At 36.9% G+C, this 23,736-nt stretch carries 15 protein-coding genes, 2 tRNA genes and 3 rRNA genes; 7 read left to right on the forward strand and 13 right to left on the reverse strand.

Annotated elements, in window-relative coordinates:
* Positions 1-83: 83 nt before the first annotated feature.
* Together prc and proQ are read right to left on the reverse strand one after the other, a co-directional pair.
* Complete coding sequence (gene prc, locus A6B44_RS06945; RefSeq protein ID WP_090922806.1) at positions 84-2,093, reverse strand: carboxy terminal-processing peptidase; 2,010 nt, start codon at positions 2,091-2,093, stop codon at positions 84-86.
* Positions 2,094-2,101: 8 nt separating this feature from the next.
* Entirely contained in the window at positions 2,102-2,764 is a 663-nt protein-coding gene (proQ, locus tag A6B44_RS06950) for an RNA chaperone ProQ (protein WP_090922804.1), read from the reverse strand.
* A gap of 528 nt (positions 2,765-3,292) precedes the next feature.
* On the opposite strand from proQ, the gene A6B44_RS06955 reads away from it, so the two are divergent.
* The 3 genes from A6B44_RS06955 to thrB all read left to right on the forward strand — a co-directional run bounded on the left by A6B44_RS06955 (position 3,293) and on the right by thrB (position 8,401).
* Complete coding sequence (locus A6B44_RS06955) at positions 3,293-4,756, forward strand: TrkH family potassium uptake protein (protein WP_176673491.1); 1,464 nt, start codon at positions 3,293-3,295, stop codon at positions 4,754-4,756.
* Between the two features lie 239 nt (positions 4,757-4,995).
* Positions 4,996-7,452, forward strand: a complete 2,457-nt coding sequence (thrA, locus tag A6B44_RS06960; RefSeq protein WP_090922802.1) for a bifunctional aspartate kinase/homoserine dehydrogenase I — start codon at positions 4,996-4,998, stop codon at positions 7,450-7,452.
* Position 7,453: 1 nt separating this feature from the next.
* Complete coding sequence (gene thrB / locus A6B44_RS06965; RefSeq protein WP_090922800.1) at positions 7,454-8,401, forward strand: homoserine kinase; 948 nt, start codon at positions 7,454-7,456, stop codon at positions 8,399-8,401.
* Positions 8,402-8,510: 109 nt separating this feature from the next.
* On the opposite strand, the gene A6B44_RS06970 is transcribed toward thrB, so the two are convergent.
* Positions 8,511-9,179, reverse strand: coding sequence for a YiaD family glycine zipper/OmpA-like lipoprotein (locus A6B44_RS06970; protein ID WP_090922798.1), 669 nt, complete (start codon positions 9,177-9,179; stop codon positions 8,511-8,513).
* Positions 9,180-9,502: 323 nt separating this feature from the next.
* On the opposite strand from A6B44_RS06970, the gene clpB reads away from it, so the two are divergent.
* Positions 9,503-12,076, forward strand: coding sequence for an ATP-dependent chaperone ClpB (gene clpB / locus A6B44_RS06975; protein WP_090922796.1), 2,574 nt, complete (start codon positions 9,503-9,505; stop codon positions 12,074-12,076).
* An 87-nt stretch (positions 12,077-12,163) separates the two neighbouring features.
* Here the strand turns inward: clpB and pdxH are convergent, their stop codons facing one another.
* Entirely contained in the window at positions 12,164-12,802 is a 639-nt protein-coding gene (gene pdxH, locus A6B44_RS06980; RefSeq protein ID WP_090922794.1) for a pyridoxamine 5'-phosphate oxidase, read from the reverse strand.
* Positions 12,803-12,925: 123 nt separating this feature from the next.
* On the opposite strand from pdxH, the gene A6B44_RS10980 reads away from it, so the two are divergent.
* Positions 12,926-13,057 (forward strand): YvbH-like oligomerization domain-containing protein, encoded by a 132-nt coding sequence (locus A6B44_RS10980; RefSeq protein WP_143054834.1) that lies wholly within the window; start codon positions 12,926-12,928, stop codon positions 13,055-13,057.
* A gap of 84 nt (positions 13,058-13,141) precedes the next feature.
* Positions 13,142-13,348 carry a hypothetical protein gene (locus A6B44_RS06990; RefSeq protein ID WP_090922792.1) on the forward strand — a complete coding sequence of 69 codons (207 nt, stop codon included), beginning with the start codon at positions 13,142-13,144 and terminating at the stop codon, positions 13,346-13,348.
* A gap of 268 nt (positions 13,349-13,616) precedes the next feature.
* On the opposite strand, the gene A6B44_RS06995 is transcribed toward A6B44_RS06990, so the two are convergent.
* From A6B44_RS06995 to A6B44_RS07035, 9 genes are all read right to left on the reverse strand, one after another.
* Entirely contained in the window at positions 13,617-13,937 is a 321-nt protein-coding gene (locus tag A6B44_RS06995) for a hypothetical protein (protein WP_090922790.1), read from the reverse strand.
* Positions 13,934-14,269, reverse strand: coding sequence for a hypothetical protein (locus A6B44_RS07000; protein WP_090922787.1), 336 nt, complete (start codon positions 14,267-14,269; stop codon positions 13,934-13,936). The genes A6B44_RS06995 and A6B44_RS07000 overlap by 4 nt, the downstream gene beginning before the upstream one ends.
* Positions 14,270-14,827: 558 nt before the next feature.
* Positions 14,828-15,130 (reverse strand): peptidase associated/transthyretin-like domain-containing protein, encoded by a 303-nt coding sequence (locus tag A6B44_RS07005; protein ID WP_090922783.1) that lies wholly within the window; start codon positions 15,128-15,130, stop codon positions 14,828-14,830.
* Positions 15,131-15,401: 271 nt separating this feature from the next.
* A 5S ribosomal RNA gene (rrf, locus tag A6B44_RS07010) occupies positions 15,402-15,517 on the reverse strand.
* Positions 15,518-15,628: 111 nt separating this feature from the next.
* Positions 15,629-18,639: ribosomal RNA gene (locus tag A6B44_RS07015) — 23S ribosomal RNA — on the reverse strand.
* Between the two features lie 307 nt (positions 18,640-18,946).
* A tRNA-Ala gene (locus A6B44_RS07020) sits at positions 18,947-19,022 on the reverse strand.
* A gap of 37 nt (positions 19,023-19,059) precedes the next feature.
* Positions 19,060-19,136: transfer RNA gene (locus tag A6B44_RS07025), tRNA-Ile, on the reverse strand.
* A 70-nt stretch (positions 19,137-19,206) separates the two neighbouring features.
* A 16S ribosomal RNA gene (locus A6B44_RS07030) occupies positions 19,207-20,749 on the reverse strand.
* The 16S, 23S and 5S rRNA genes sit together here with 2 tRNA genes alongside, the layout of an rRNA operon.
* A gap of 342 nt (positions 20,750-21,091) precedes the next feature.
* Entirely contained in the window at positions 21,092-23,044 is a 1,953-nt protein-coding gene (locus tag A6B44_RS07035; protein ID WP_090923436.1) for an LTA synthase family protein, read from the reverse strand.
* Between the two features lie 212 nt (positions 23,045-23,256).
* On the opposite strand from A6B44_RS07035, the gene dksA reads away from it, so the two are divergent.
* Complete coding sequence (dksA, locus tag A6B44_RS07040) at positions 23,257-23,706, forward strand: RNA polymerase-binding protein DksA (RefSeq protein ID WP_090923435.1); 450 nt, start codon at positions 23,257-23,259, stop codon at positions 23,704-23,706.
* Positions 23,707-23,736: the final 30 nt, after the last annotated feature.

Raw genomic sequence — 23,736 nt, forward strand, 5'->3', positions numbered from 1 at the left:
TTGTCCATTCGTAAAAGCGGTCAAGAATTATTAAAAACTGTAAATTTTTAATATAAAGTGACCGCTATCTAATTCAATAAATATTATTTTGAGGCTAATTTAATCCAATCTACCATCATTTTTTCTGTTTCTTTAAGAATAAAATCAGGAGCTTCATAGTCTTTGGCTAGATCATCTAAATCTTTTAAAGGTTTTTTACCTTCACGTTTAAAACGAGCATTAAGATTCTTTAAACGTCTCTCATCATCAGCATTACGTTTTGTTTGACGCTTAATCAAATTAAGAGATAGCCATTTTTCCTGCTCTTCTTGACGCTCAATTTCAATCTCTTTCGCTAATGCAATAAACTCAGGATTTTTTGCAATACGAGTAAGATGTTTGGCTTTTAACTTAGAGACAACACCACGAGCATTGGAAACACTCGAATAGTCAGCTTGAGGTATTTTATCCCACGGTAAAGCATTATCTTCAAATCTTTCACCCACCTCTTTCGCATTAATAATTTCAGGATAATGAATGTCAGGATCTACCCCTTTTATCTGTGTACTGCCACCATTAATTCGATAAAATTTTTGAATAGTATATTGCAACATACCTAATGGTTCTTTATTTTTATCAAAAGCACTATTTAACGAACGCCCTTGTTGCACAGTTCCTTTTCCAAAGGTGGTTTGCCCTACAACAATCGCTCGATTATAATCTTGCATCGCAGCAGCAAAAATTTCTGATGCAGATGCACTATGACGGTTTACCATCACAATAATTTTGCCATCATACAACACCTGCGAATTTGCATTAGTATAAATTTTAGTACGATCAAAAGCATCTCTAACTTGTACAACAGGACCCTGTTTAACGAATAAACCCGTTAAATGAATGACCTCTTTTAATGAACCACCACCATCATCTCGCAAATCAATGATCAATCCATCAACATTTTGTTGTTTCATTTCACTTAAAAGTTTTTTCACATCCTTTGTTAAACCAAGATAAAAACTAGGAATCTCAATGACGGCTACTTTTTTAGCATTAACAGTACTAATCGTTAATTTTGCAGCACTGTCTTCTAAACGTACGGTATCACGAATAAGTGTCACTATATGATTCTTTCCACCTTTTGCAGGCTCAATCTCTAAGCGAACTTTAGTTCCTTTTTTACCCTTAATTTTATCCACAATATCATCAAGTCGCCAACCTACAACATCTTCAATCTCACCTGTTGCTTGCCCTACGCCAACAATTTTATCATCAACATGAATTTGCTTACTGCGTGCAGCTGGAGCACCTTTTACTAAAGACTTGATTGTGGTTAAATCATCTTCCATCGTCAAGGTTGCACCAATTCCCTCAAGAGATAGTTTCATACTCTCTTCAAAGCGTTTTGCATTACGAGGTGAAAGGTAAGTTGTATGAGGATCTATTTCTCTCGCAAAGGAGTTGAGATACATTTGTAAAATATCATCGGCATTGGTTTGAGTTAAACGGCGAATAGAAATATTATAACGTTTGGTTAGCTTTTTCTTTGTCTCAGCCCATGTTTTATGTTTTAAATATTGAGCAATCACATCATATTTATAACGCTGTTTCCATAACTTTTCTGCTTCTTGCGTTGTTTTTGGAAACGCAGCTTTCTCTCGATCTTTTTCAATATAATCATCAACAGTCAAATCAGGTTCGTGATCCACCAAAGAAAGTAAATAAGAATAGCGTTGGTAAAGACGTTTAGCTCTGAGATCATAAATCTTATACGCCGCATCAAGTTTACCGAAATACAACTCATCATCTAACACTTTCGCATATTTTGAACGCAACTCATCTACATCAGATTGAAGAAAAATTTTATGACTACCATCTAACCAATCAATATAACGATCAAAAATATGCGCCGAAAAATCATTATCAAGTTCAAATTTACGATAATGAGATCTCACTAAACGAGCAGTCACTCGTTTTGTTGATATAATATGATTTTCATTTGGCAATGGAGTAACAATATCACTTTCTTTAATTTTAGGCACACTTGCTATACTTAAATTACTTGTAAGTAATGAAAAATAAAAGAAAGTAATGGCGATAAGTTTAATTAATTTCATAGTAGTATTTAGATAAAAATTGTATTTAGTGCAACATTTAACGTAAGACCCGAATTGAGTTGCACACGCACTTCTTGCTTCTCAACGCCTAGAACCGTTGCTTGTTGAACCGTATTACCTACTTTCACTTTTACATCCAATCCCTTAGTAATATCTGAGTGAGCGATAGCGGTAAGATTTTCTTCTGTTTTTACACTTTTCTTATGCTCATTAACAGATTTTCTTTTAACAACTTTTTTCTGCTCTTGTGCTTTTTTCTTAAAAAATTCTTTACGTTCAGTTTTACGTTGTTGAGCTCGACGCTCTGAAACTATTTTTTTTGATTCCGCTAAAGTTTGGGCTGCGTGTTCAGCTTGTGAAGCATCAATCACACCAGCAGGCTCTCCATTCAAATCAACACGCTCCACACCTTCTTTACAAGCACTAAGATAACGCCAGCCCATCGTATAACCTCGAATGGCTTGACGAAGCATTGTTTTACTGACTTTATCATCATTCTCTAATGCTTGAGCAAGATCTTGAAATAAACCAATTTTAAGTGGTTTAATCGCTCCCTCAATAGAAAAACAAAGTGGAAACTTTTCTGCTAAATACGCAATGGTTTCCTTAACTGTCATAGTTGTTTTTGCTGTTTGAGTACTGTTTTCTTGTAAAGATTGTTGTTCAGACATAATTATTAATTGTTCCATTTAGTTTATTGATGAATTTATTCAAATCCTGTAACTATATTTTATTTGTACACTTTCGTCCATATAAATTCAATATAAAATATAATTTTTATGGGTATTTCAAACATAATAAACGAAGATTTGTTATTTATATAAAAAACTAGCCCATAAATCATATATTGCATTTTATCAGATAATAAGGAAAAATTTGCAAATTTTTCTTTACATCTAACCGCTATCACAGGGCAAGATCATACTTGTAAACTTACAATATGTTCATTATTTATCTTATTTAAAAGATTAAATGCCAAACAAAAACTGTTTAATTAATGTCTTTCTATGCTTAAATTTTATAAATAAAGTTTATTTTCAAATTCAAATAAATAGTTATTTTACTAATAAGTATATTTTTTATTCAAGTATGATTTTGCCCTGCCGCTATCACCCACAATGCGCATTATTTTATAGAAAATAAATCTATATAATTTATAATGCTCCCATTAATCGTCATTTTGTAAAGGAAAGATTTAAGTGCATTTACGTTCGATCATTCGTATTATTGGCATTCTAGTAATGTGTTTTTCACTTACTATGCTTGTTCCTGCAATCGTTGCTTTAATCTATGGAGATGGTGAAGGGACAACATTTATTCAATCTTTTTTAATTAGTGTCACTTTAGGGTTCTTATCTTGGTGGAGTTGTCGACACTGTAAAGATGAATTACGTTCTCGAGAAGGATTTTTAATTGTCGTTGCGTTCTGGTTTGTGTTAGGTGGTATCGCAACCCTACCCTTACTACTGGCAAAAAGCATTAATATGAGTGCTGCTGATGCTTTCTTTGAATCCTTTTCTGCTTTAACCACAACAGGGGCAACGGTAATGTCAGGGTTAGATCAATTGCCCAAAGCCCTCTTATTCCATAGACAATTTACACAATTTGTTGGAGGAATGGGGATCATTGTATTGGCAGTTGCCGTTATCCCTTTATTAGGTGTCGGTGGTACACAACTCTACAAAGCAGAATCATCAGGGCCACTGAAAGATCAAAAAATTCTCCCTAGAATTACAGAAATTGCAAAATTATTATGGATCTTATACGCATTAACCACACTCGCCTGCGCTATTTCTTATTGGATAGCGGGGATGTCATTATTTGATGCTATTGGGCATAGTTTTTCAACTATTTCTAACGGTGGTTTTTCAACTCACGATGCGAATATGGGATACTTTAAAAGCACCTCAATTCATATTATTGCTACAGTGTTTATGCTCATTGCGGGCTGTAATTTTTCATTACATATTTTAGCAACAATGAATTGGAAAAAAGGCAATGTACTCAAAGTCTATACTCAAGACCCAGAGTTTCGTTTTTTTGCTTTCACTCAATGTGTATTTATTACCCTTTTTTCTGTTGGGCTATATTTAACGTCTTCTGAATACTCTCTATTAAAGTCTTTTGAGTTAGGTTCTTTGCAATTAGTGTCTATGTCAATGACATCAGGATTTACTATTTTTGATTTTAACCAATTACCCTCCTATTTAGGAATCTTATTACTCTTTGCCGCATCAATCGGTGGTTGTGCGGGTTCAACATCAGGTGGTTTAAAAGCGATTCGGGTTTTCGTGTTATGGTTACAAGTAAAACGAGAATTAAAACAATTGGTTCATCCAAGTTTGGTTAACTCAATAAAATTAGAAAAAAGTGCACTACCTATTAGAATTATTGAAAGTATTTGGGCGTTTTTTATTGTGTTTATTCTGCTCTTTTTTGGCTGCTCTTTTGCTGCTATGCTGTGTGGAATGGAAGCATTTGATGCAATTGGTGGCGTTTGGGCAACAATTACTAATGCAGGTCCAGGTATTGGAATGACGAGTTTAGGGTTTGCAAACACACCAGATGGTGCAAAATATGTATTTATTTTTGCAATGGTGGCTGGTCGTTTAGAGTTTTTCTCTTTATTAGTACTCTTTACTCCCGCATTTTGGAAAACATAATAAATTTTTGTATAAAAACTATTGACAAAATAATGTCTTTGTTTCATCCTTATGAAAGTTTATTTTTTACTAAATTTATATATGAAACTTTTTGTTAACACCATTATTACCACAACAATCATTATGATTTCATAATGCGGGTGGTTATGGTCAAAATATAACAATAGTATAACCCGCAAATATGCGGGTTTTTTTATAGCTCATTTTGCAAACACAATAAAAATTATTAGGAGAAAACTATGCGAGTGCTTAAATTTGGAGGAACATCTTTAGCTAATTCAGATTGTTTCATTCAAGCCGCAAATATTATTGAAAAAACTCACTTAGAAGATCAAGCTGCAGCTGTATTGTCTGCTCCAGCAAAAGTAACCAACCACTTAGTAGCAATACTTGAAAAAGCAACAGAAAATACGACGTTTGACTCTCATTTAACTGAAATAAACACTATTTTTTGTTCTATTATTGAAGGATTATATACAGCAAACAATAACGTTGCTCGTGATACTTTATTAAATTTAGTAAAAGAAGAATTAGAGCAAATTAAGGTTGTTGCCACAAATATTATTAAAGAAAAAGGCTGTACTGATAAATTAAGTGCGACAATTCACTGTCGTGGAGAAAAACTCTCAATTGCAATGATGCAAGGCTGGTTTGAAGCCAAAAATTATACTGTTACTAAAATTGATCCTGTCAAAAAATTAGTAGCACGAGGCAGTTATTTAGAATCTTCTGTTGATATTGCTGAATCAATGGAGAGAATAAATGCAAAAGCCATTCCAAAACAAAACCTTGTCTTAATGGCTGGTTTTACTGCTGGAAATGAAAAAGGTGAGCTGGTTTTATTAGGTCGTAATGGCTCCGATTATTCAGCCGCTTGCTTAGCTGCTTGCTTAAACGCTGATTGTTGTGAAATCTGGACAGATGTTGATGGTATCTACACTTGTGATCCTCGCCTTGTTTCTGATGCTATTTGTTTAGAGTCAATGAGTTATCAAGAAGCAATGGAACTGTCTTATTTTGGTGCAAAAGTCATTCATCCTAGAACAATTGGCCCTTTAGTTTCTCAAGGTATTCCTTGCTTAATCAAAAACACAGCAAATCCACAAGGCAAAGGAACATTAATTAGCAACAATGTTATTAGTGATAATTTAAAAGTAAAAGGTATTACAAATTTTGATAATGTGGCTATGTTTAACGTTTCTGGATCAGGAATGCAAGGAATGGTTGGAATGGCGGCTAGAGTTTTTTCAACAATGTCTAATGAGGGGATATCCATTATTTTGATCACTCAATCCTCATCAGAATATAGCATTAGTTTCTGTGTGCCAATCAAATCAGCAGAAAAAGCACTTTCAGCACTAAACAATGAGTTTCAACAAGAGTTATCAAAAGGATTATTAGATCCTATTGATGTCATTACAGAGTTATCTATCGTCTCTGTTGTTGGTGATGGAATGCACGCAGCAAAAGGCTTAGCTGCAAATTTCTTCTCTGCATTGGCTCAAGTGAATATCAGTATTGTAGCCATTGCTCAAGGATCATCGGAACGTTCTATTTCTGCGGTCGTCCCAATGAACAAGGCTATCGAAGCAGTTAAAGCCACTCACCAAATTTTATTTAGTAACAAAAAAGTTATCAATATTTTCCTTGTTGGCGTAGGCGGTGTTGGAAGTCAATTAATCGAACAAATAAAAACACAACGTCAATATTTGATGACAAAAGATATTGAAATTCGAGTTTGTGCCTTAGCAAATTCAAATAAAGTCATTTTAAATAAAGATGGATTAGATTTAGAAAATTGGCAAGATCAACTAGCAAATGCAACACAACCATCAGATTTTGAGCTGTTACTCTCTTTCATCAAATTACACCATATTGTCAATCCTGTCTTTGTAGATTGTACCACAGCACAATCCGTAGCAAGCCTTTATGCTTATGCGTTAAAAGAGGGCTTCCACGTAGTAACACCAAATAAAAAAGCAAATACTACTGATTATGCTTATTATCAAGAGCTACGTACAAATGCTCGTCAAAGCCATCATAAATTTTTATATGAAACTAATGTAGGAGCAGGGCTACCTGTTATTGAAAATCTTCAAAATTTATTAGCAGCAGGCGATGAAGTAGAACGTTTTGAAGGCATTCTATCTGGCTCACTGTCTTTTGTTTTTGGTTTACTCGAAGAGGGATTTACACTTTCAGAAGCAACATTAATGGCAAAACAAAAAGGCTTTACTGAACCCGATCCTCGAGATGATTTATCTGGTGAAGATGTCGCTCGTAAATTATTAATTTTAGCTCGTGAAACAGGTTTAGCACTTGAACTTGATGATATTGAAGTAGAACAAGTACTACCAAAAGAATTTGCGGAAGGAACTACTGTTGCCGAATTTTTAGAACAACTTCCTCAACTTGATGCAGAATTTGCAAAAAAAGTACAACAAGCTACCGCTAACAATAAAGTTTTACGTTATGTTGGATCTATTGATAATGGAAAATGTAAAGTGTCCATTAAAGCCGTTGATAATGAAGATCCATTATACCGAGTCAAAAATGGTGAAAACGCCCTTGCATTTTATACTCGCTATTATTCACCAATCCCTTTATTATTAAGAGGTTATGGTGCTGGAAACAGTGTAACTGCGGCAGGTATCTTTGCAGATATTTTACGTACTTTACGAGGTGGAGTAAATTAAAATGGGATTCAGAATTTATGCTCCAGCAACCAGTGCTAATCTCAGTGTAGGCTTTGATTCTCTCGGTATTGCACTCTCTCCAATTGATGGCTCTTTGCTAGGAGATGTCGTTGAAATCGATGATTGTGATACTAGGTTTGAATTTCAAACTATTGGACATTTTGCGAATAAACTGCCTCGAGAAAAAGAAAGAAATATTGTTTACCAAGCTTACGTTTTATTCAGTGAACGCTTAAAACTCTCAGGTGGTAAAGTCAAAAACTTACATCTTCTTTTAGAAAAAAATATGCCAATTGGCTCAGGCTTAGGTTCGAGCGCCTGCTCGATTGTTGCAGCACTCGTTGCCTTAAACCAATTTCATAATGAACCCCTTAACAAAATGGAACTATTAGAAATGATGGGACAGTTGGAAGGACGTATTTCAGGTAGCATCCATTACGATAATGTTGCACCTTGTTATCTGGGTGGTTTACAATTAATGACTGAAGCATTAGGAAATATTTGCCAACCTCTCCCATTTTTTGAAAATTGGTATTGGGTACTCGCTTATTCTGGAATCAAAGTCTCCACCGCAAAGGCTCGCGCTATTTTACCACAACACTATTCTCGCCAAGATATTATTACACAATCTCGTTGTTTAGGTAATTTTGTACAAGCCTGTTATACACAGCAAGAACAACTTGCTGCAATGATGATGAAAGATGTTATTGCTGAACCCTACCGTGAAAAATTACTTCCTCATTTTGCTAAAAATCGTCAAGGGTGTAACGATTTAGGAGCCTTAGCAATGGGAATTTCTGGTTCGGGACCTACAATCTATGCCATTGCTTCAGATCTTGAAAGTGCTAATAAATTATCCAACTATCTCAAGGAAAACTATCTTCAAAATAGTTCAGGCTTTGTACATATTTGTAAGGTTGATAGTGAAGGAGCGAGGCAGTTAGGTTAGTTTGTACGATTTTTTATCTGATAGCGACAAGATCACTCTAAAAATTTGCAAATATTCGTCATTGTAAGGAGAAAAAATACTCCTCACAATGACGACTATCGTATCAATCCTAATAAATTGGTGCGTAAGCTATATGCTCTTGACCTTGTTGAATCGCACGAATATAAATTTCAGCTCGACGATTTTGTGCTTTTCCATGTACCGTTGAATTACTTGCAATAGGGTAATTCTCACCATAGCCTCTGGTCACAAGACGTCCTGCCACTACACCACGAGAAGCTAGATAATTAGCCACTGATTTAGCTCGTCTTTCTGAGAGGCCTTGATTATAACTTGCACTACCCGTACTATCAGTAAATCCATTAATATGTACGGCTGTTTTATTGTATTTATTCACAATATTAGCAATAGAAGTTAAAGAGCCGTATACATTAGAATTCAATCTTGATTTATCTACAGCAAAAGTAATATCATTTGGTAAATTAAGTTTAATCGTTCCTTTATCAACACGTGTTACCGTAATACCTGATGAAGCAAGTACTTTTTCTAAATCCTGCTGCTGTTGTGTCATATAGTGAGCGATCGCTCCACCAGCTAAAGCACCTAAAACTGCACCAACATAGCGCCCATTTTTATGATCAACTTGATGTCCAATAACACCGCCTGCAACAGCACCACCTAATGCACCGAATACAACTTTTTGAGTATCTGTCATCGTTGCACACCCTGCTAACATTGTTGCAACAACTAAAGTAGAGGTTATTTTTTGTATCTTCATTATGTTCTCCTATTAAAAAATAAAATTAATCAGAACAGAATAGTTAATCAAATGTAATAACATCATTAACTGTATTTAATTAGAGCACATAGATTATAGTTTCGTCAAATACTTTAAGTTTTAAACTTATTTTCTAAATTAAACATAATCATTGATTATTTGCAAATTTCTTCAATCATCTTACCGCTTCAACTTCTTATTATTTATCAGTTTTTTCTTTCCATCTTGAAATTTATCAAAACACACCCCATTTATAGTTCTGTAATAGTTTGAAGTTTATTCAAACTCAGAATTTAATCCTTACTATTTAGAGGGGAAAACAAATGAATATTGAAAAATTTACCAGTAAATTCCAAGAGGCGATTGGAGAAGCTCAATCACTTGCGATAGGAAAAGATCATAATTATATTGAACCAACACATTTACTTATTACGTTATTAAAACAATCAGAGGGCAGTGTTGCTCCGTTATTTACGAGCTTACAAGTTGATGTGATGGCATTACAAAACCAATTAAACACACTGATTAACAAATTGCCACAGGTTCAAGGGGCAAATACCCAACCAAGCCAGCAATTTATTCGTTTATTAACTTTATGCGAAAAACTGGCGACAGAAATGGGCGATAGTTATATTTCATCAGAATTATTTGTTGTGGCAACCTTAGAAGATCGTGGCGAGTTGGGACAGTTATTGAAACAGTTAGGCTTAAATAAAGCGAAAGTGCAGAATGCCATTCAACAAATTAGAGGGGGCGAAAAAGTGAATAACCCAAACGCAGAAGAAACACGTCAAGCATTAGATAAATATACCATTGATTTAACCGAGCGAGCTAAAGAGGGTAAACTTGATCCTGTAATTGGGCGAGATGAAGAAATCCGCCGAGCAATTCAAGTATTGCAACGCCGCACTAAAAATAATCCTGTATTAATTGGTGAACCAGGTGTGGGTAAAACAGCGATTGTGGAAGGCTTAGCACAACGCATTGTGAATAATGAAATTCCCGAAGGACTACGTAATAAACGTGTGCTTTCATTGGATATGGGGGCGTTGATTGCAGGAGCGAAATATCGTGGCGAATTTGAAGAACGTTTAAAAGCAGTGTTAAAAGAGCTTGCCAAAGAAGAAGGGCAAGTAATTTTATTTATTGATGAAATTCATACGATGGTCGGTGCTGGTAAAAGTGACGGTGCAATGGACGCAGGGAATTTATTAAAACCGTCGTTGGCTCGTGGTGAATTGCACTGTTTGGGTGCGACAACCTTAGATGAATATCGTCAATACATTGAAAAAGATGCAGCATTGGAGCGTCGTTTTCAAAAAGTCTTTATTGATGAGCCAACGGTTGAAGACACCATTGCGATTTTGCGTGGTTTAAAAGAACGTTATGAAATTCACCATCACGTTAAAATTACCGATCCAGCCATTGTGGCGGCAGCAACCCTGTCACATCGTTATGTTTCCGATCGTCAGTTACCAGATAAAGCGATTGATTTAATTGATGAGGCAGCATCAAGCGTGCGAATGGAAATTGATTCTAAACCAGAACCGTTGGATCGTTTGGATCGCCGTATCATTCAGCTTAAATTGGAACAGCAAGCGTTACAAAAAGAAGACGATGAGGCAAGCCGTCAGCGTTTAGCAAAATTAGAGCAAGAAATGACCGCTAAGGAACGTGAATATGCTGAGCTTGAGGAAGTGTGGAAAGCTGAAAAATCTGCTCTTCTAGGTACTCAGCACTTAAAATCAGAGTTAGAAAATAGTCGTATTTTGATGGAACAAGCGAAGCGTGAAAGTAACTATGAAAAAATGTCAGAGTTGCAATATGGTGTTATTCCAGCCTTAGAAAAACAGCTCAAAGAAGCGGAAGAACGTGAGGAGCAAGGTACAGAAAACCATTTATTACGTACCAAAGTCACTGAAGAAGAAATTGCTGAAGTGCTTTCTCGTGCAACGGGTATTCCTGTGGCGAAAATGATGGAAGGCGAGAAAGAAAAACTACTTAAAATGGAACAGGAATTGCATAAACGTGTGATTGGGCAAAATGAGGCGGTGGAATCGGTCGCAAATGCGATTCGCCGTAGCCGAGCAGGATTATCCGATCCAAATCGTCCGATTGGTTCATTCTTATTTTTAGGACCAACAGGGGTGGGGAAAACAGAGCTTTGTAAAACCTTGGCGAATTTCTTATTTGATGATGAAAATGCAATGGTTCGCATTGATATGTCAGAATTTATGGAAAAACACAGTGTTTCTCGTTTGGTCGGTGCACCTCCGGGCTATGTGGGCTATGAAGAAGGGGGCTATTTAACGGAGGCGGTACGTCGTCGTCCTTACTCTGTAATTTTGCTTGATGAAGTGGAAAAAGCCCATAGTGATGTGTTTAATATTTTATTACAAGTGCTTGATGATGGGCGCTTAACAGATGGACAAGGTCGCACCGTTGATTTTCGTAATACAGTGGTAATTATGACCTCTAATTTAGGCTCAGACCTCATTCAGGGGAATACTGACGGTAATTATGAAGATATGCGAACAATGGTAATGAGCGTAGTAGGGCAACATTTTAGACCTGAATTTATCAACCGAATTGATGAAACGGTGGTGTTCCATTCATTGGGACAAGAAAATATCAAAGCAATTGCAAAAATTCAGCTACAACGCTTAATTAACCGAATGGCAAGTCGTGGCTATCAAATTGAAGTGAGCGATAATGCTCTTACCCATATTGCAAAAGCTGGCTTTGATCCGCTATTTGGAGCAAGACCGTTGAAAAGAGCTATCCAGCAAGAGTTTGAAAACCCTCTAGCTCAACATATTTTAAGTGGTCGATTATTACCTAATAATTTGATTACACTTGATGTGATTGAAGGAAAAATAATACTTTCTCAAGCATAAATTAATATCATAAAATAAAACTCGTTATTATTCTTAACAGAATTTAACGAGTTTTTTATAACTATTTTCTTTCAAAATAGGTTATTTTTATGGTGACAAACGACTACGTTGCCACACCCCTTCCTTAATGGCATACTCAATACGGTCATGCAAACGGCTTGGTTGCCCTTGCCAAAATTCAAAACGTTCGGGAATAATACGATAGCCACCCCAAAATTCAGGAAGAGGAATATCTTTATCAAAAAAGTGTTCTGTCAGTTGCTTAACTTTATCCATCAACACTGCTCGAGAAGAGATAATTTGACTTTGCTCTGATACCCAGGCCCCAATTTGACTATTACGAGGACGAGATGAAAAATATTTTAAAGACTCCATATGACTAATTTTTTCAGCCCTACCTTCAATCATAACTTGTCGCTCTAAAGCATACCAAGGAAAACAAACTGAAACCTGATTATTCTCAGCAATATCCTTTGCTTTTTGACTTCCATAATTAGTAAAAAACACATAGCCAGTTTCATCAAAATATTTCAATAACACCGTACGGCTACGGATTCGTCTCTCTGCATTCGTTGTTGATAATACAAAACCATTAGGCTCCGCAATTTGATATTCTCTCGCAACATTAAACCATTCCTCAAATAAACTATGGGGATTATTTGGTAATTGCTTAATATCAATGGGAGAGTGGTGATCAAAATCGTGACGTAAATGACTAATATCCATTATAAATATCCTCAATGCTGTGTACATTAAATGACTTTTTATTCAAAAAATCTATATACTATTATCCAAGAATAACTGATTCATAATACAGATTCAAGTTAGAAATAAACTCATCTTTAGAAGATAAAATTTGCAAAAAAATGCTTAAATGTAACCGCTTCATACTGTATAGGTAGGAACCTAAGTACGAAAGCAAACATTACTTCCCAATTCAAAAAAACAACTGCCACTAATTACCAATATCTAATTGCTTAATTCTTAAACTAATTATCCCTTTTCGTCCCCTGCTATGTGCAAAAATATAAAAAGAATATTGATACTAAAACACAAGGAGAAAATATGCTAAAAGTTTCAAATGAAAAAGATATATCTAAACTAATTAAAAAGTTAATTAAATATTCTAATGTCCAAATTAAAAAAGGTAAAAAACATCACTTTATCACACAAGGACGCAAAAAAATCCCTATTCCATCATCACCAAGTGATCGAAATAGTGTTAAACAACTCAAACGAGATATTCAAAAATATTTTTTTATAGGAGAATAAAATGTATAAATTTTCAGAACACTGTTTTCATATAAAAAAACTCAGGTCAAAACAACAATTACTGCTGTTTTGTAGTTTTAATTATTTTTTAACTTAAATATAAGGAGCTCTTATGCAAAAAAATAACAATACTAGAAACCCAAACTGGCCTAGTAAAAGTGGCAATCCTTCAGGAGGTGGAAGAGGGAATAATCCTCCAAAAAATAAATTATCATAAAATAATTTGAACAAAAAAGAGAGATTAACCATCTTACTTATTAATCTCTCTTTATTCTTCTACATCTTCAGCCATAAGCGCCTCTTTTATTTTTTTACTTATTTTATGTAATTCTGCTTGTCGCTCTTTACCCAATATATCAATATCACCTTCATATCTTGCTCGACAGCCTTTTAATGTCCTGTATTTTTCACTACTTTTTAATATTGCTATATAATTTTTAAGTTTTTGTTCGTTATTGCAACGGTTTAAATCCTTTTTAAAACACTCATAAAACTCAGGTCTTCCTTCACTAATAATATCTGCAGCCTCTTTTTGGGATATTCCTATAGACTTAATAAATGTCTTTAACTCCTCACGTAAACACTTCACCAACTTTCCTCTTCACTAATAATATAAGATGCACATCGTTCTCTAAAATCATCATAAAAAGTAAATAAATCATACTCTTTCATACAACTATTCATACTTTCATAAATCTCAATAATCTTCTCTTTACTAGAAAAGCGATGAGTTAGATAAATATACCCCGCACATTTCTTCCTAAACCTATCATAAGAAGTAAATAAATTCTGTTCTTTCATACAGCTATTCATTTCCTCATAAATAACGATAATATCTTTAGAAAGCGTTCTAGCTAATACAGCATTACTCCAAAAATTAATTATAAAAATAACAAAACTAATGAATAAAACCTTTTTCATTTTTATTTATCCTTTTGAGCAAAAAATGTTTATAGATAATATTTATGCTTTGACATTGTTCTTACAGAAATCATTGATACAATAATTAATGTAGTAATTAGAGAATAAAAAGATATAAAACTTATTCATAGAAAAGCATAGATTATAATTATTTAAAGCATATTTTTTCAAAGCTATACCTATTTTAAATGCCCAAACTCTATCTAAAATAAAGATTAAAAAATTAAGAATAATAGATAAATCTGAATAGTGATTCTCTCCCCAAAAATCAATTAAAACTAAGTTTTGACAAAAGACATCTACTCCATAACATATTGCTATACTCACAATAAAGAAAGAATGAAATACATTTTTTTTGACAACTCTCTCAATAACTGAAGTATATTTATACAGATATAAAATGGAATAAATTCCCATTGTAATAACATCTAACAATACAAAATTGGATGTTTTTACATTAATTTCATTTTTTAATTCAAAAATACTATTCATCAAAATTTTTTACTACTAACATACAATAACTAGAAATCATTATTACTCTTTTAAAGCTTCAAATAATTACTTTCTTTTTAAATCAATATCTACAACTGAATGCATACTTTTTATACTCAGAGTATGAATATTGTAACTAGGAGCATTAATAATCATTGTATCACCAGGCATAAAATATCCAACAAGACGATAATGTCCAAAGCCATCTGTTGTAGCCATATTCTTATTAACAGTTACTACAGCAGAAGAAATGGGTTCACCAGAATCTTTATCTCGTACAGTTCCTTCTGTTACTGAGACAACTCGAATACAGGTATTTAGCAAAAAAACACTAACTAAAAATAGTAGCTTAAAGAAACTTTTTTTCATAGAAAACATCTCCAACTCAATTAAAATCGACAAAATTGTGCAAAAAAAAAAAACGATTTGGCAATACAAAATCATTTTTTTCTATTCATTTTTTCACTATTACTGTTTACAGTACTAAATTTGTAAATTTTATAACTATAATTCCACTGATTTTTTCACACAAAAAACACAATTTTCACTCTTATTTAAAGCACCACTCTATTTATTTTCAGTTTTCTTCACACACAAAAAAACCGTAACTATCTCTAGTTACGGCTCTTCCTTAATAAAACCCTGATGGTGTCCTACTCTCACATAGGGAAACCCTACACTACCATCGGCGTTACAACTTTTCACTTCTGAGTTCGGTATGGAGTCAGGTGGTTCCGTTGCACTATAGCCATCAGGAAAATCTCTCGATATCTATATCTAATCTTTTCTTTATTCTTTAATCAAAAACAAGCTTCTAACTTCTACTTTCTCTATCTCTTCGTCTTTCCAAAAACACTTGAGCGTTGTATGGTTAAGTCTCTCGGGCAATTAGTACAGGTTAGCTCAACGTCTCACAACGCTTACACACCCTGCCTATCTACGTCTTAGTCTCAAACAACCCTTACAACTTCTAAAGTTGGGAGAACTCATCTCTTGGCTAGTTTCGTGCTTAGATGCTTTCAGCGCTTATCTATTCCACATGTAGCTACCCAGCAATGCCTCTGGCGAGACAACTGGAACACCAGTGATGTGTCCACTCCGGTCCTCTCGTACTAGGAGCAGCTCCAATCAATTCTCCAACGCCCACGGCAGATAGGGACCGAACTGTCTCACGACGTTCTAAACCCAGCTCGCGTACCACTTTAAATGGCGAACAGCCATACCCTTGGGACCTACTTCAGCCCCAGGATGTGATGAGCCGACATCGAGGTGCCAAACACCGCCGTCGATATGAACTCTTGGGCGGTATCAGCCTGTTATCCCCGGAGTACCTTTTATCCGTTGAGCGATGGCCCTTCCATTCAGAACCACCGGATCACTATGACCTACTTTCGTACCTGCTCGACATGTCCGTCTCGCAGTCAAGCTTGCTTATACCATTGTACTAACCTCACGATGTCCGACCGTGATTAGCAAACCTTCGTACTCCTCCGTTACTCTTTGGGAGGAGACCGCCCCAGTCAAACTACCCACCAGACACTGTCCGAACACCCGTTTCGGGTGCTTCGTTAGAACATCAAACGTTAAAGGGTGGTATTTCAAGGTTGACTCCATAACAACTGGCGTTGCTACTTCAAAGTCTCCCACCTATCCTACACATTAAAATTCAAGGTTCAGTGTCAAGCTATAGTAAAGGTTCACGGGGTCTTTCCGTCTAGCCGCGGGTACACCGCATCTTCACGGCGATTTCAATTTCACTGAGTCTCGGGTGGAGACAGCCTGGCCATCATTATGCCATTCGTGCAGGTCGGAACTTACCCGACAAGGAATTTCGCTACCTTAGGACCGTTATAGTTACGGCCGCCGTTTACTGGGGCTTCGATCAGAAGCTTCTCTTTCGATTACATCATCAATTAACCTTCCAGCACCGGGCAGGCATCACACCCTATACGTCCACTTTCGTGTTTGCAGAGTGCTGTGTTTTTAATAAACAGTTGCAGCCAGCTGGTATCTTCGACCGGTTCAACCTTCGTACGCTAAGTACTACAATCTACGCCGGCGCACCTTCTCCCGAAGTTACGGTGCTATTTTGCCTAGTTCCTTCACCCGAGTTCTCTCAAGCGCCTGAGTATTCTCTACCTGATCACCTGTGTCGGTTTACAGTACGATTTATAATAACCTATGCTTAGTGGCTTTTCCTGGAAGCGTGGTATCAGTTACTTCAACTCCTTAGAGTCTCGTCATCACTTCTCGGTGTTAATGGAATTCCGGATTTGCCTAAAATTCCCACCTAACGGCTTAAACAGGGTAATCCAACACCCTGATAACCTAACCTTCTCCGTCCCCACATCGCAGTTATTACAAGTACAGGAATATTAACCTGTTTCCCATCGACTACGCTTTTCAGCCTCGCCTTAGGGGTCGACTCACCCTGCCCCGATTAACGTTGGACAGGAAACCTTGATCTTCCGGCGAACGAGTTTTTCACTCGTTTTATCGTTACTTATGTCAGCATTCGCACTTCTGATACGTCCAGCAAACCTCTCGATTCACCTTCATCCGCTTACAGAACGCTCCCCTACCCAACAGATTTACATCTGATGCCGCAGCTTCGGTGCTATATTTGAGCCCCGTTACATCTTCCGCGCAGGCCGACTCGACTAGTGAGCTATTACGCTTTCTTTAAATGGTGGCTGCTTCTAAGCCAACATCCTAGCTGTCTAAGCCTTCCCACTTCGTTTCCCACTTAATATAGACTTTGGGACCTTAGCTGGCGGTCTGGGTTGTTTCCCTCTTCACGACGAACGTTAGCACCCGCCGTGTGTCTCCTGAGTATCACTCTTTGGTATTCGGAGTTTGCATCGGGTTGGTAAGCCGGGATGGCCCCCTAGCCGAAACAGTGCTCTACCCCCAAAGGTGTCCGCTCAAGGCTCTACCTAAATAGATTTCGGGGAGAACCAGCTATCTCCCGGTTTGATTGGCCTTTCACCCCCAGCCACAAGTCATCCGCTAATTTTTCAACATTAGTCGGTTCGGTCCTCCAGTTAGTGTTACCCAACCTTCAACCTGCCCATGGCTAGATCACCGGGTTTCGGGTCTATACCTTGCAACTAAACGCCCAGTTAAGACTCGGTTTCCCTACGGCTCCCCTATTCGGTTAACCTTGCTACAAAATATAAGTCGCTGACCCATTATACAAAAGGTACGCAGTCACCCCATCACTCAATCACACTGTTTATTTAGCGGTTGACCCACTTATTCATTTCATTCATAAGTGGTTAACTACTTTTGTGTGCTGAATCATCCTCACCACTCAATATGTTTGAGTGATGGGGCTCCTACTGCTTGTACGTACACGGTTTCAGGTTCTATTTCACTCCCCTCGCAGGGGTTCTTTTTACCTTTCCTTCACAGTACTCGTTCACTATCGGTCAATCAGGAGTATTTAGCCTTGGAGGATGGTCCCCCCATCTTCAAACAGGATATCACGTGTCCCGCCCTACTTATCGTTAGCTTAGTTCCACAGTTGCATTTTCAGATACGGGATTATCACCCTCTATGATTGAGTTTCCCAACTCATTCTCTTAATACAAATGCTAAAACTAACTGGCTCTTCCACTTTCGCTCGCCGCTACTCACAGAATCTCGGTTGATTTCTTTTCCTCGGGGTACTTAGATGTTTCAGTTCTCCCGGTTCGCTTCAAATGGCTATGTATTCACCATTTGATAATAGGTTCTTCACCTATTGGGTTTCCCCATTCGGATATCTTGGGATGATAGCGTTTCTTATCAACTCTCCCAAGCTTTTCGCAGATTAGCACGTCCTTCTTCGCCTCTGATTGCCAAGGCATCCACCGTGTACGCTTAGTCACTTAACCATACAACCTCAAGTGCTTTCACACTTAACGTTGCAATTAAACAACTCAAGTCGTATGTTGCCTTTCTTCAACATACTTTTTTCGTTTCTTACTCAGACTTCATAAAGATTTAATATTTAATTTATCAACTTAAATCAATAAACCAAATACCAAACTTGAAAGCCTTCAGTTTTCAGCTTGTTTCCAATTTTTTAAAGAACAAATATAACAAAACACTTAAACGTGCTTCATCATTGCTAAATTAACTCCTAAACAAAATACCCCAAACGAATATCTCTCTTCATGAATTGATTTAGCAATGATGAATTGGTGGAGATAAGCGGGATCGAACCGCTGACCTCCTGCGTGCAAGGCAGGCGCTCTCCCAGCTGAGCTATATCCCCATTCACATTACTATCATTTCCTACCACACTCAATGAGTGGTGGGTCTGAGTGGACTTGAACCACCGACCTCACCCTTATCAGGGGTGCGCTCTAACCACCTGAGCTACAGACCCAGAAATGATTTCTTTGTCTTATTACTTCTATCAAACAATCTGTGTGAACACTCGCTGTCGCTTATTCTGGTAAGGAGGTGATCCAACCGCAGGTTCCCCTACGGTTACCTTGTTACGACTTCACCCCAGTCATGAATCATACCGTGGTAAACGCCCTCCCGAAGGTTAAGCTATCTACTTCTGGTACAACCCACTCCCATGGTGTGACGGGCGGTGTGTACAAGGCCCGGGAACGTATTCACCGCGACATTCTGATTCGCGATTACTAGCGATTCCGACTTCATGGAGTCGAGTTGCAGACTCCAATCCGGACTTAGACGTACTTTCTGAGATTCGCTCACTATCGCTAGCTCGCAGCCCTCTGTATACGCCATTGTAGCACGTGTGTAGCCCTACTCGTAAGGGCCATGATGACTTGACGTCGTCCCCACCTTCCTCCAGTTTATCACTGGCAGTCTCCTTTGAGTTCTCAGCATTACCTGCTAGCAACAAAGGATAAGGGTTGCGCTCGTTGCGGGACTTAACCCAACATTTCACAACACGAGCTGACGACAGCCATGCAGCACCTGTCTCATAGTTCCCGAAGGCACAAAAGCATCTCTGCTTTCTTCTATGGATGTCAAGAGTAGGTAAGGTTCTTCGCGTTGCATCGAATTAAACCACATGCTCCACCGCTTGTGCGGGCCCCCGTCAATTCATTTGAGTTTTAACCTTGCGGCCGTACTCCCCAGGCGGTCAATTTATCGCGTTAGCTACGGGCGCCAGGTTCAAGACCCAACCCCCAAATTGACATCGTTTACAGCGTGGACTACCAGGGTATCTAATCCTGTTTGCTACCCACGCTTTCGCACCTCAGCGTCAGTCTCTCTCCAAGGGGCTGCCTTCGCCTTCGGTATTCCTCCACATCTCTACGCATTTCACCGCTACACGTGGAATTCTACCCCTCCCTAGAGGACTCTAGTCGCCCAGTCTCAAATGCAATTCCCAAGTTAAGCTCGGGGCTTTCACATCTGACTTAGACAACCGCCTGCGTGCCCTTTACGCCCAGTTATTCCGATTAACGCTCGCACCCTCCGTATTACCGCGGCTGCTGGCACGGAGTTAGCCGGTGCTTCTTCTGCGACTAACGTCAATGTACATACCTATTAGATATATACCCTTCCTCATCGCTGAAAGAACTTTACAACCCGAAAGCCTTCTTCATTCACGCGGCATGGCTGCATCAGGCTTGCGCCCATTGTGCAATATTCCCCACTGCTGCCTCCCGTAGGAGTCTGGACCGTGTCTCAGTTCCAGTGTGGCTGGTCATCCTCTCAAACCAGCTAGAGATCGTCAGCTTGGTGAGCCTTTACCTCACCAACTACCTAATCTCACTTGGGCTCATCTTATGGCATATGGTCCGAAGATCCCATACTTTAATCTTTCGATTTTACGCGGTATTAGCTACAGTTTCCCGTAGTTATCCCCCTCCATAAGGCAGATTCCCAAGCATTACTCACCCGTCCGCCACTCGTCAGCAAGAAAAGCAAGCTTTTCTCCTGTTACCGTTCGACTTGCATGTGTTAAGCCTGCCGCCAGCGTTCAATCTGAGCCATGATCAAACTCTTCAATTAAAAGTTTAATCGCTCAATAAACTGACATAGAATTTTTATTAAATAAATTTTCAGTGACACTTATTAAGACTTCTTTATTTCAAATATTTTTTTCAAATAAGTCAATCAACAAGTGCCCACACAGATTGTCTGATAAATTGTTAAAGAGCAAAAAACAACGACGCACCAGTTAAAACTTCGTTTCACAACAGTGCGTCGTTGTGTGTGGCGTATTATAGAGATTTTAAAATACGACGCAAGTACTTTTTGCAAAATTTTTTAAAATTTCTTTTAATCGAACATTTTTAATTCAATTCGAATACTTTTTGTAAATTTTTAGCAAAATGTGACCGCTTACAAACATCAATTTTTATTAGAATTTTCCTCTTTAGGTAATTTATATAATTGCTGATTATATAAATAGCTTCCCACTAATGCATAAGCAAGGGCTTCTTTTTTCATACTTTGAGGTAATTCTTTTTCTTCTAAACGTTGAGTTTGATGATTGTAAGTATAACCTTTCGCCATGGTTTTAGGTTCTAATACTACAACATCATTACCTTTCATCATTGCTTGTGTTTGGTTATATTGCATAAATGCACGATTTGGATCAATATCTTTAGTCAAATCATAACCAAGCATTGGATAAGCACCACTAATTCCAGCTAAAGATAATAGGGTTGGAGCAATATCAATTTGACTCACTAATCGCTTATCTTTTTGAATATCAACACCATTACCTAAAATTAACGCTGGAATATGAAAATGTTGAATAGGCACTAACGATGCCCCTGCTACACGAGAATCGTGATCAGCAATAATTAAAAAGAGCGTGTCTTCCCAATATGTTGAATTCTTTGCTAATTTGAAAAATTGTCCCAACGCATAATCTGCATATTTTGCTGCATTATTACGTGTTTGCTTTTCTTCATCATATAAAGCAATTTTTCCATCAGGAAATTCAAAGGGATCGTGATTGCTAGATGAAAAAACTAAGCTAAAAAATGGTTTATTCTCTTTATTCCACTGATTAAATAAACGATGTGCTTTCTTAAAAAGATCTTCATCACTCACTCCCCAAGAACCCACAAATTCAGGGTTAGTATAATCTTTTTCATCTATAATTGTTTTAAAACCATTACCGTAAAAGAAACTTGCCATATTATCAAAATGCTTTTCTCCCCCATAAATAAAAGACGTTTCATAACCTTTTCTACTTAGTAATTCAGCAATAGTAAAAAAATTACGCTGGCTTTTAGCGAGTTTAACGGTTGAACGTGCTGGTGTTGGGGTAAATCCTGCTATCACCGCCTCAATTCCTCTGACTGAGCGAGTACCTGTGGCATACATATTTTCAAACAACCAACCTTCTTGAGCTAACTTATCAAATTCTGGTGAAAGTGGTTTTCCACCTAATATTCCAATAAACTGAGCACCTAAACTTTCTTCTAAAATAATCACAATATTTTTAGGTTTACCTTTATAAGTTGCTTCATTATAAGAAAGTGTTGGAATGTCTTCTGAAATGTAGTCTGAAATAGGTCGTAGCTGACTCTGTTTAATAGTAGCAAACATCTCTTTTGCAGACATTTTCCCATATTGTTCAGAAGATGAATTTTCATCTTTTAATTGTTGAACTGCAAATAAAACAGAATAACCTGAATTTAACACTAATGAATTAACTAGCGGATCGCTTGAAAATGCAACCATTGCGGGATTCATTCCTCGATGTGCGAAACTCGAACGTGCACCAACGAAGGTAATTACCGCAACAATTAACGCTATAACTGGACGCCATTTCCAATTTGGATAATAAAGCGATTTAACCACTTTAGCTGACAATTTCCAATAAAGAATAGCGGCTAAGGTTGTAATAATGGCACTTGATAATACAGCAACCAGATGTCCATTAATCAACATTGTAAACACTTCTTTTGGATAAAGTAAATATTCTATAAATAAACGATTAGGACGTATATCATAAGTTTCAATAAAAGCAGGAGTAGACAGTTCCATAAATAGAATAAAGGTACTACCAACAGTAAGCCATACTCTTAATATCATCTTGCAAACCTGTCCAACAACGTTTGAAGAGAGAAATAAAACACTTAATAAAGTCGGAATACCAAATAACCAACAGAGTGCTGAAATATCAATACGAAGACCTTGTAATAATAAGGGTAACCAACCATTGACTGCACTCACTCTCTCTATTTGCCAAACAGATAAACCTACACGGCTGACAGAAAGAATGACCAAATTAATGATGATAAAAAATAAAACTGGAAATAGAATATAATGGGCTGATTTTTTCATTGTAATCTCTTATTGTTAACAATCATTTTTTGTATTATATTTTTGAATTTATTTCAGTCAAGAATTAAAAAATTATTTGCTAAATTGTCATTTTTCTGCTATTTGTAGCGACCTTAAAAATATCTCTTATTTTGCTAACGTTTAAAAGAGAATACTAAAAAACTAACAACTCATTGTTATTAAATAATTAATTTAAAAAAAGGAGTGGCATTATGGCAGAAAAGTCATCAATATCTTCACTAAGTTTGTTAACTATTGCAGAGGTATCACCATATAAACTCAAAAAAAATGAAGAATATATGAATGAAGCTCAAATTGCACATTTTCATAAAATTTTAACGGCTTGGCATTCTCAAATTATGGATGAAGCTAAACGAACAAAAACACAAATGCAGGATGATGTAACTCATTTTGCAGATCCTTCTGATCGTGCAACTCAAGAAGAGGAATTTAGTCTTGAATTACGCAATCGTGATCGTGAACGTCGTTTATTAAAGAAAATTGAAAATACATTGCAAAGATTAAAAGAAGATGATTATGGTTTTTGTGATGCATGCGGTATAGAAATTGGTTTACGTCGCTTAGAAGCTCGTCCAACTGCACAGTTATGCATTGATTGTAAAACCCTTGCAGAAATTCGTGAAAAACATATAGGACGTTAAGTTATTATTGATATAATTCAGGGAGCAATT

This window comes from Pasteurella skyensis (genome assembly GCF_013377295.1).
Classification (GTDB): domain Bacteria; phylum Pseudomonadota; class Gammaproteobacteria; order Enterobacterales; family Pasteurellaceae; genus Phocoenobacter; species Phocoenobacter skyensis.

Coding starts and splice junctions, on each gene's coding strand:
- A6B44_RS07000 (WP_090922787.1), bottom strand. CDS start 14,269: ATGAAAAAGGTTTTATTCATTAGTTTTGTTATTTTTATAATTAATTTT.
- A6B44_RS06970 (WP_090922798.1), bottom strand. CDS start 9,179: ATGAAGATACAAAAAATAACCTCTACTTTAGTTGTTGCAACAATGTTA.
- pdxH (WP_090922794.1), bottom strand. CDS start 12,802: ATGGATATTAGTCATTTACGTCACGATTTTGATCACCACTCTCCCATT.
- thrB (WP_090922800.1), top strand. CDS start 7,454: ATGGGATTCAGAATTTATGCTCCAGCAACCAGTGCTAATCTCAGTGTA.
- proQ (WP_090922804.1), bottom strand. CDS start 2,764: ATGTCTGAACAACAATCTTTACAAGAAAACAGTACTCAAACAGCAAAA.
- clpB (WP_090922796.1), top strand. CDS start 9,503: ATGAATATTGAAAAATTTACCAGTAAATTCCAAGAGGCGATTGGAGAA.
- A6B44_RS07035 (WP_090923436.1), bottom strand. CDS start 23,044: ATGAAAAAATCAGCCCATTATATTCTATTTCCAGTTTTATTTTTTATC.
- A6B44_RS06990 (WP_090922792.1), top strand. CDS start 13,142: ATGCTAAAAGTTTCAAATGAAAAAGATATATCTAAACTAATTAAAAAG.
- A6B44_RS07005 (WP_090922783.1), bottom strand. CDS start 15,130: ATGAAAAAAAGTTTCTTTAAGCTACTATTTTTAGTTAGTGTTTTTTTG.
- thrA (WP_090922802.1), top strand. CDS start 4,996: ATGCGAGTGCTTAAATTTGGAGGAACATCTTTAGCTAATTCAGATTGT.
- prc (WP_090922806.1), bottom strand. CDS start 2,093: ATGAAATTAATTAAACTTATCGCCATTACTTTCTTTTATTTTTCATTA.
- dksA (WP_090923435.1), top strand. CDS start 23,257: ATGGCAGAAAAGTCATCAATATCTTCACTAAGTTTGTTAACTATTGCA.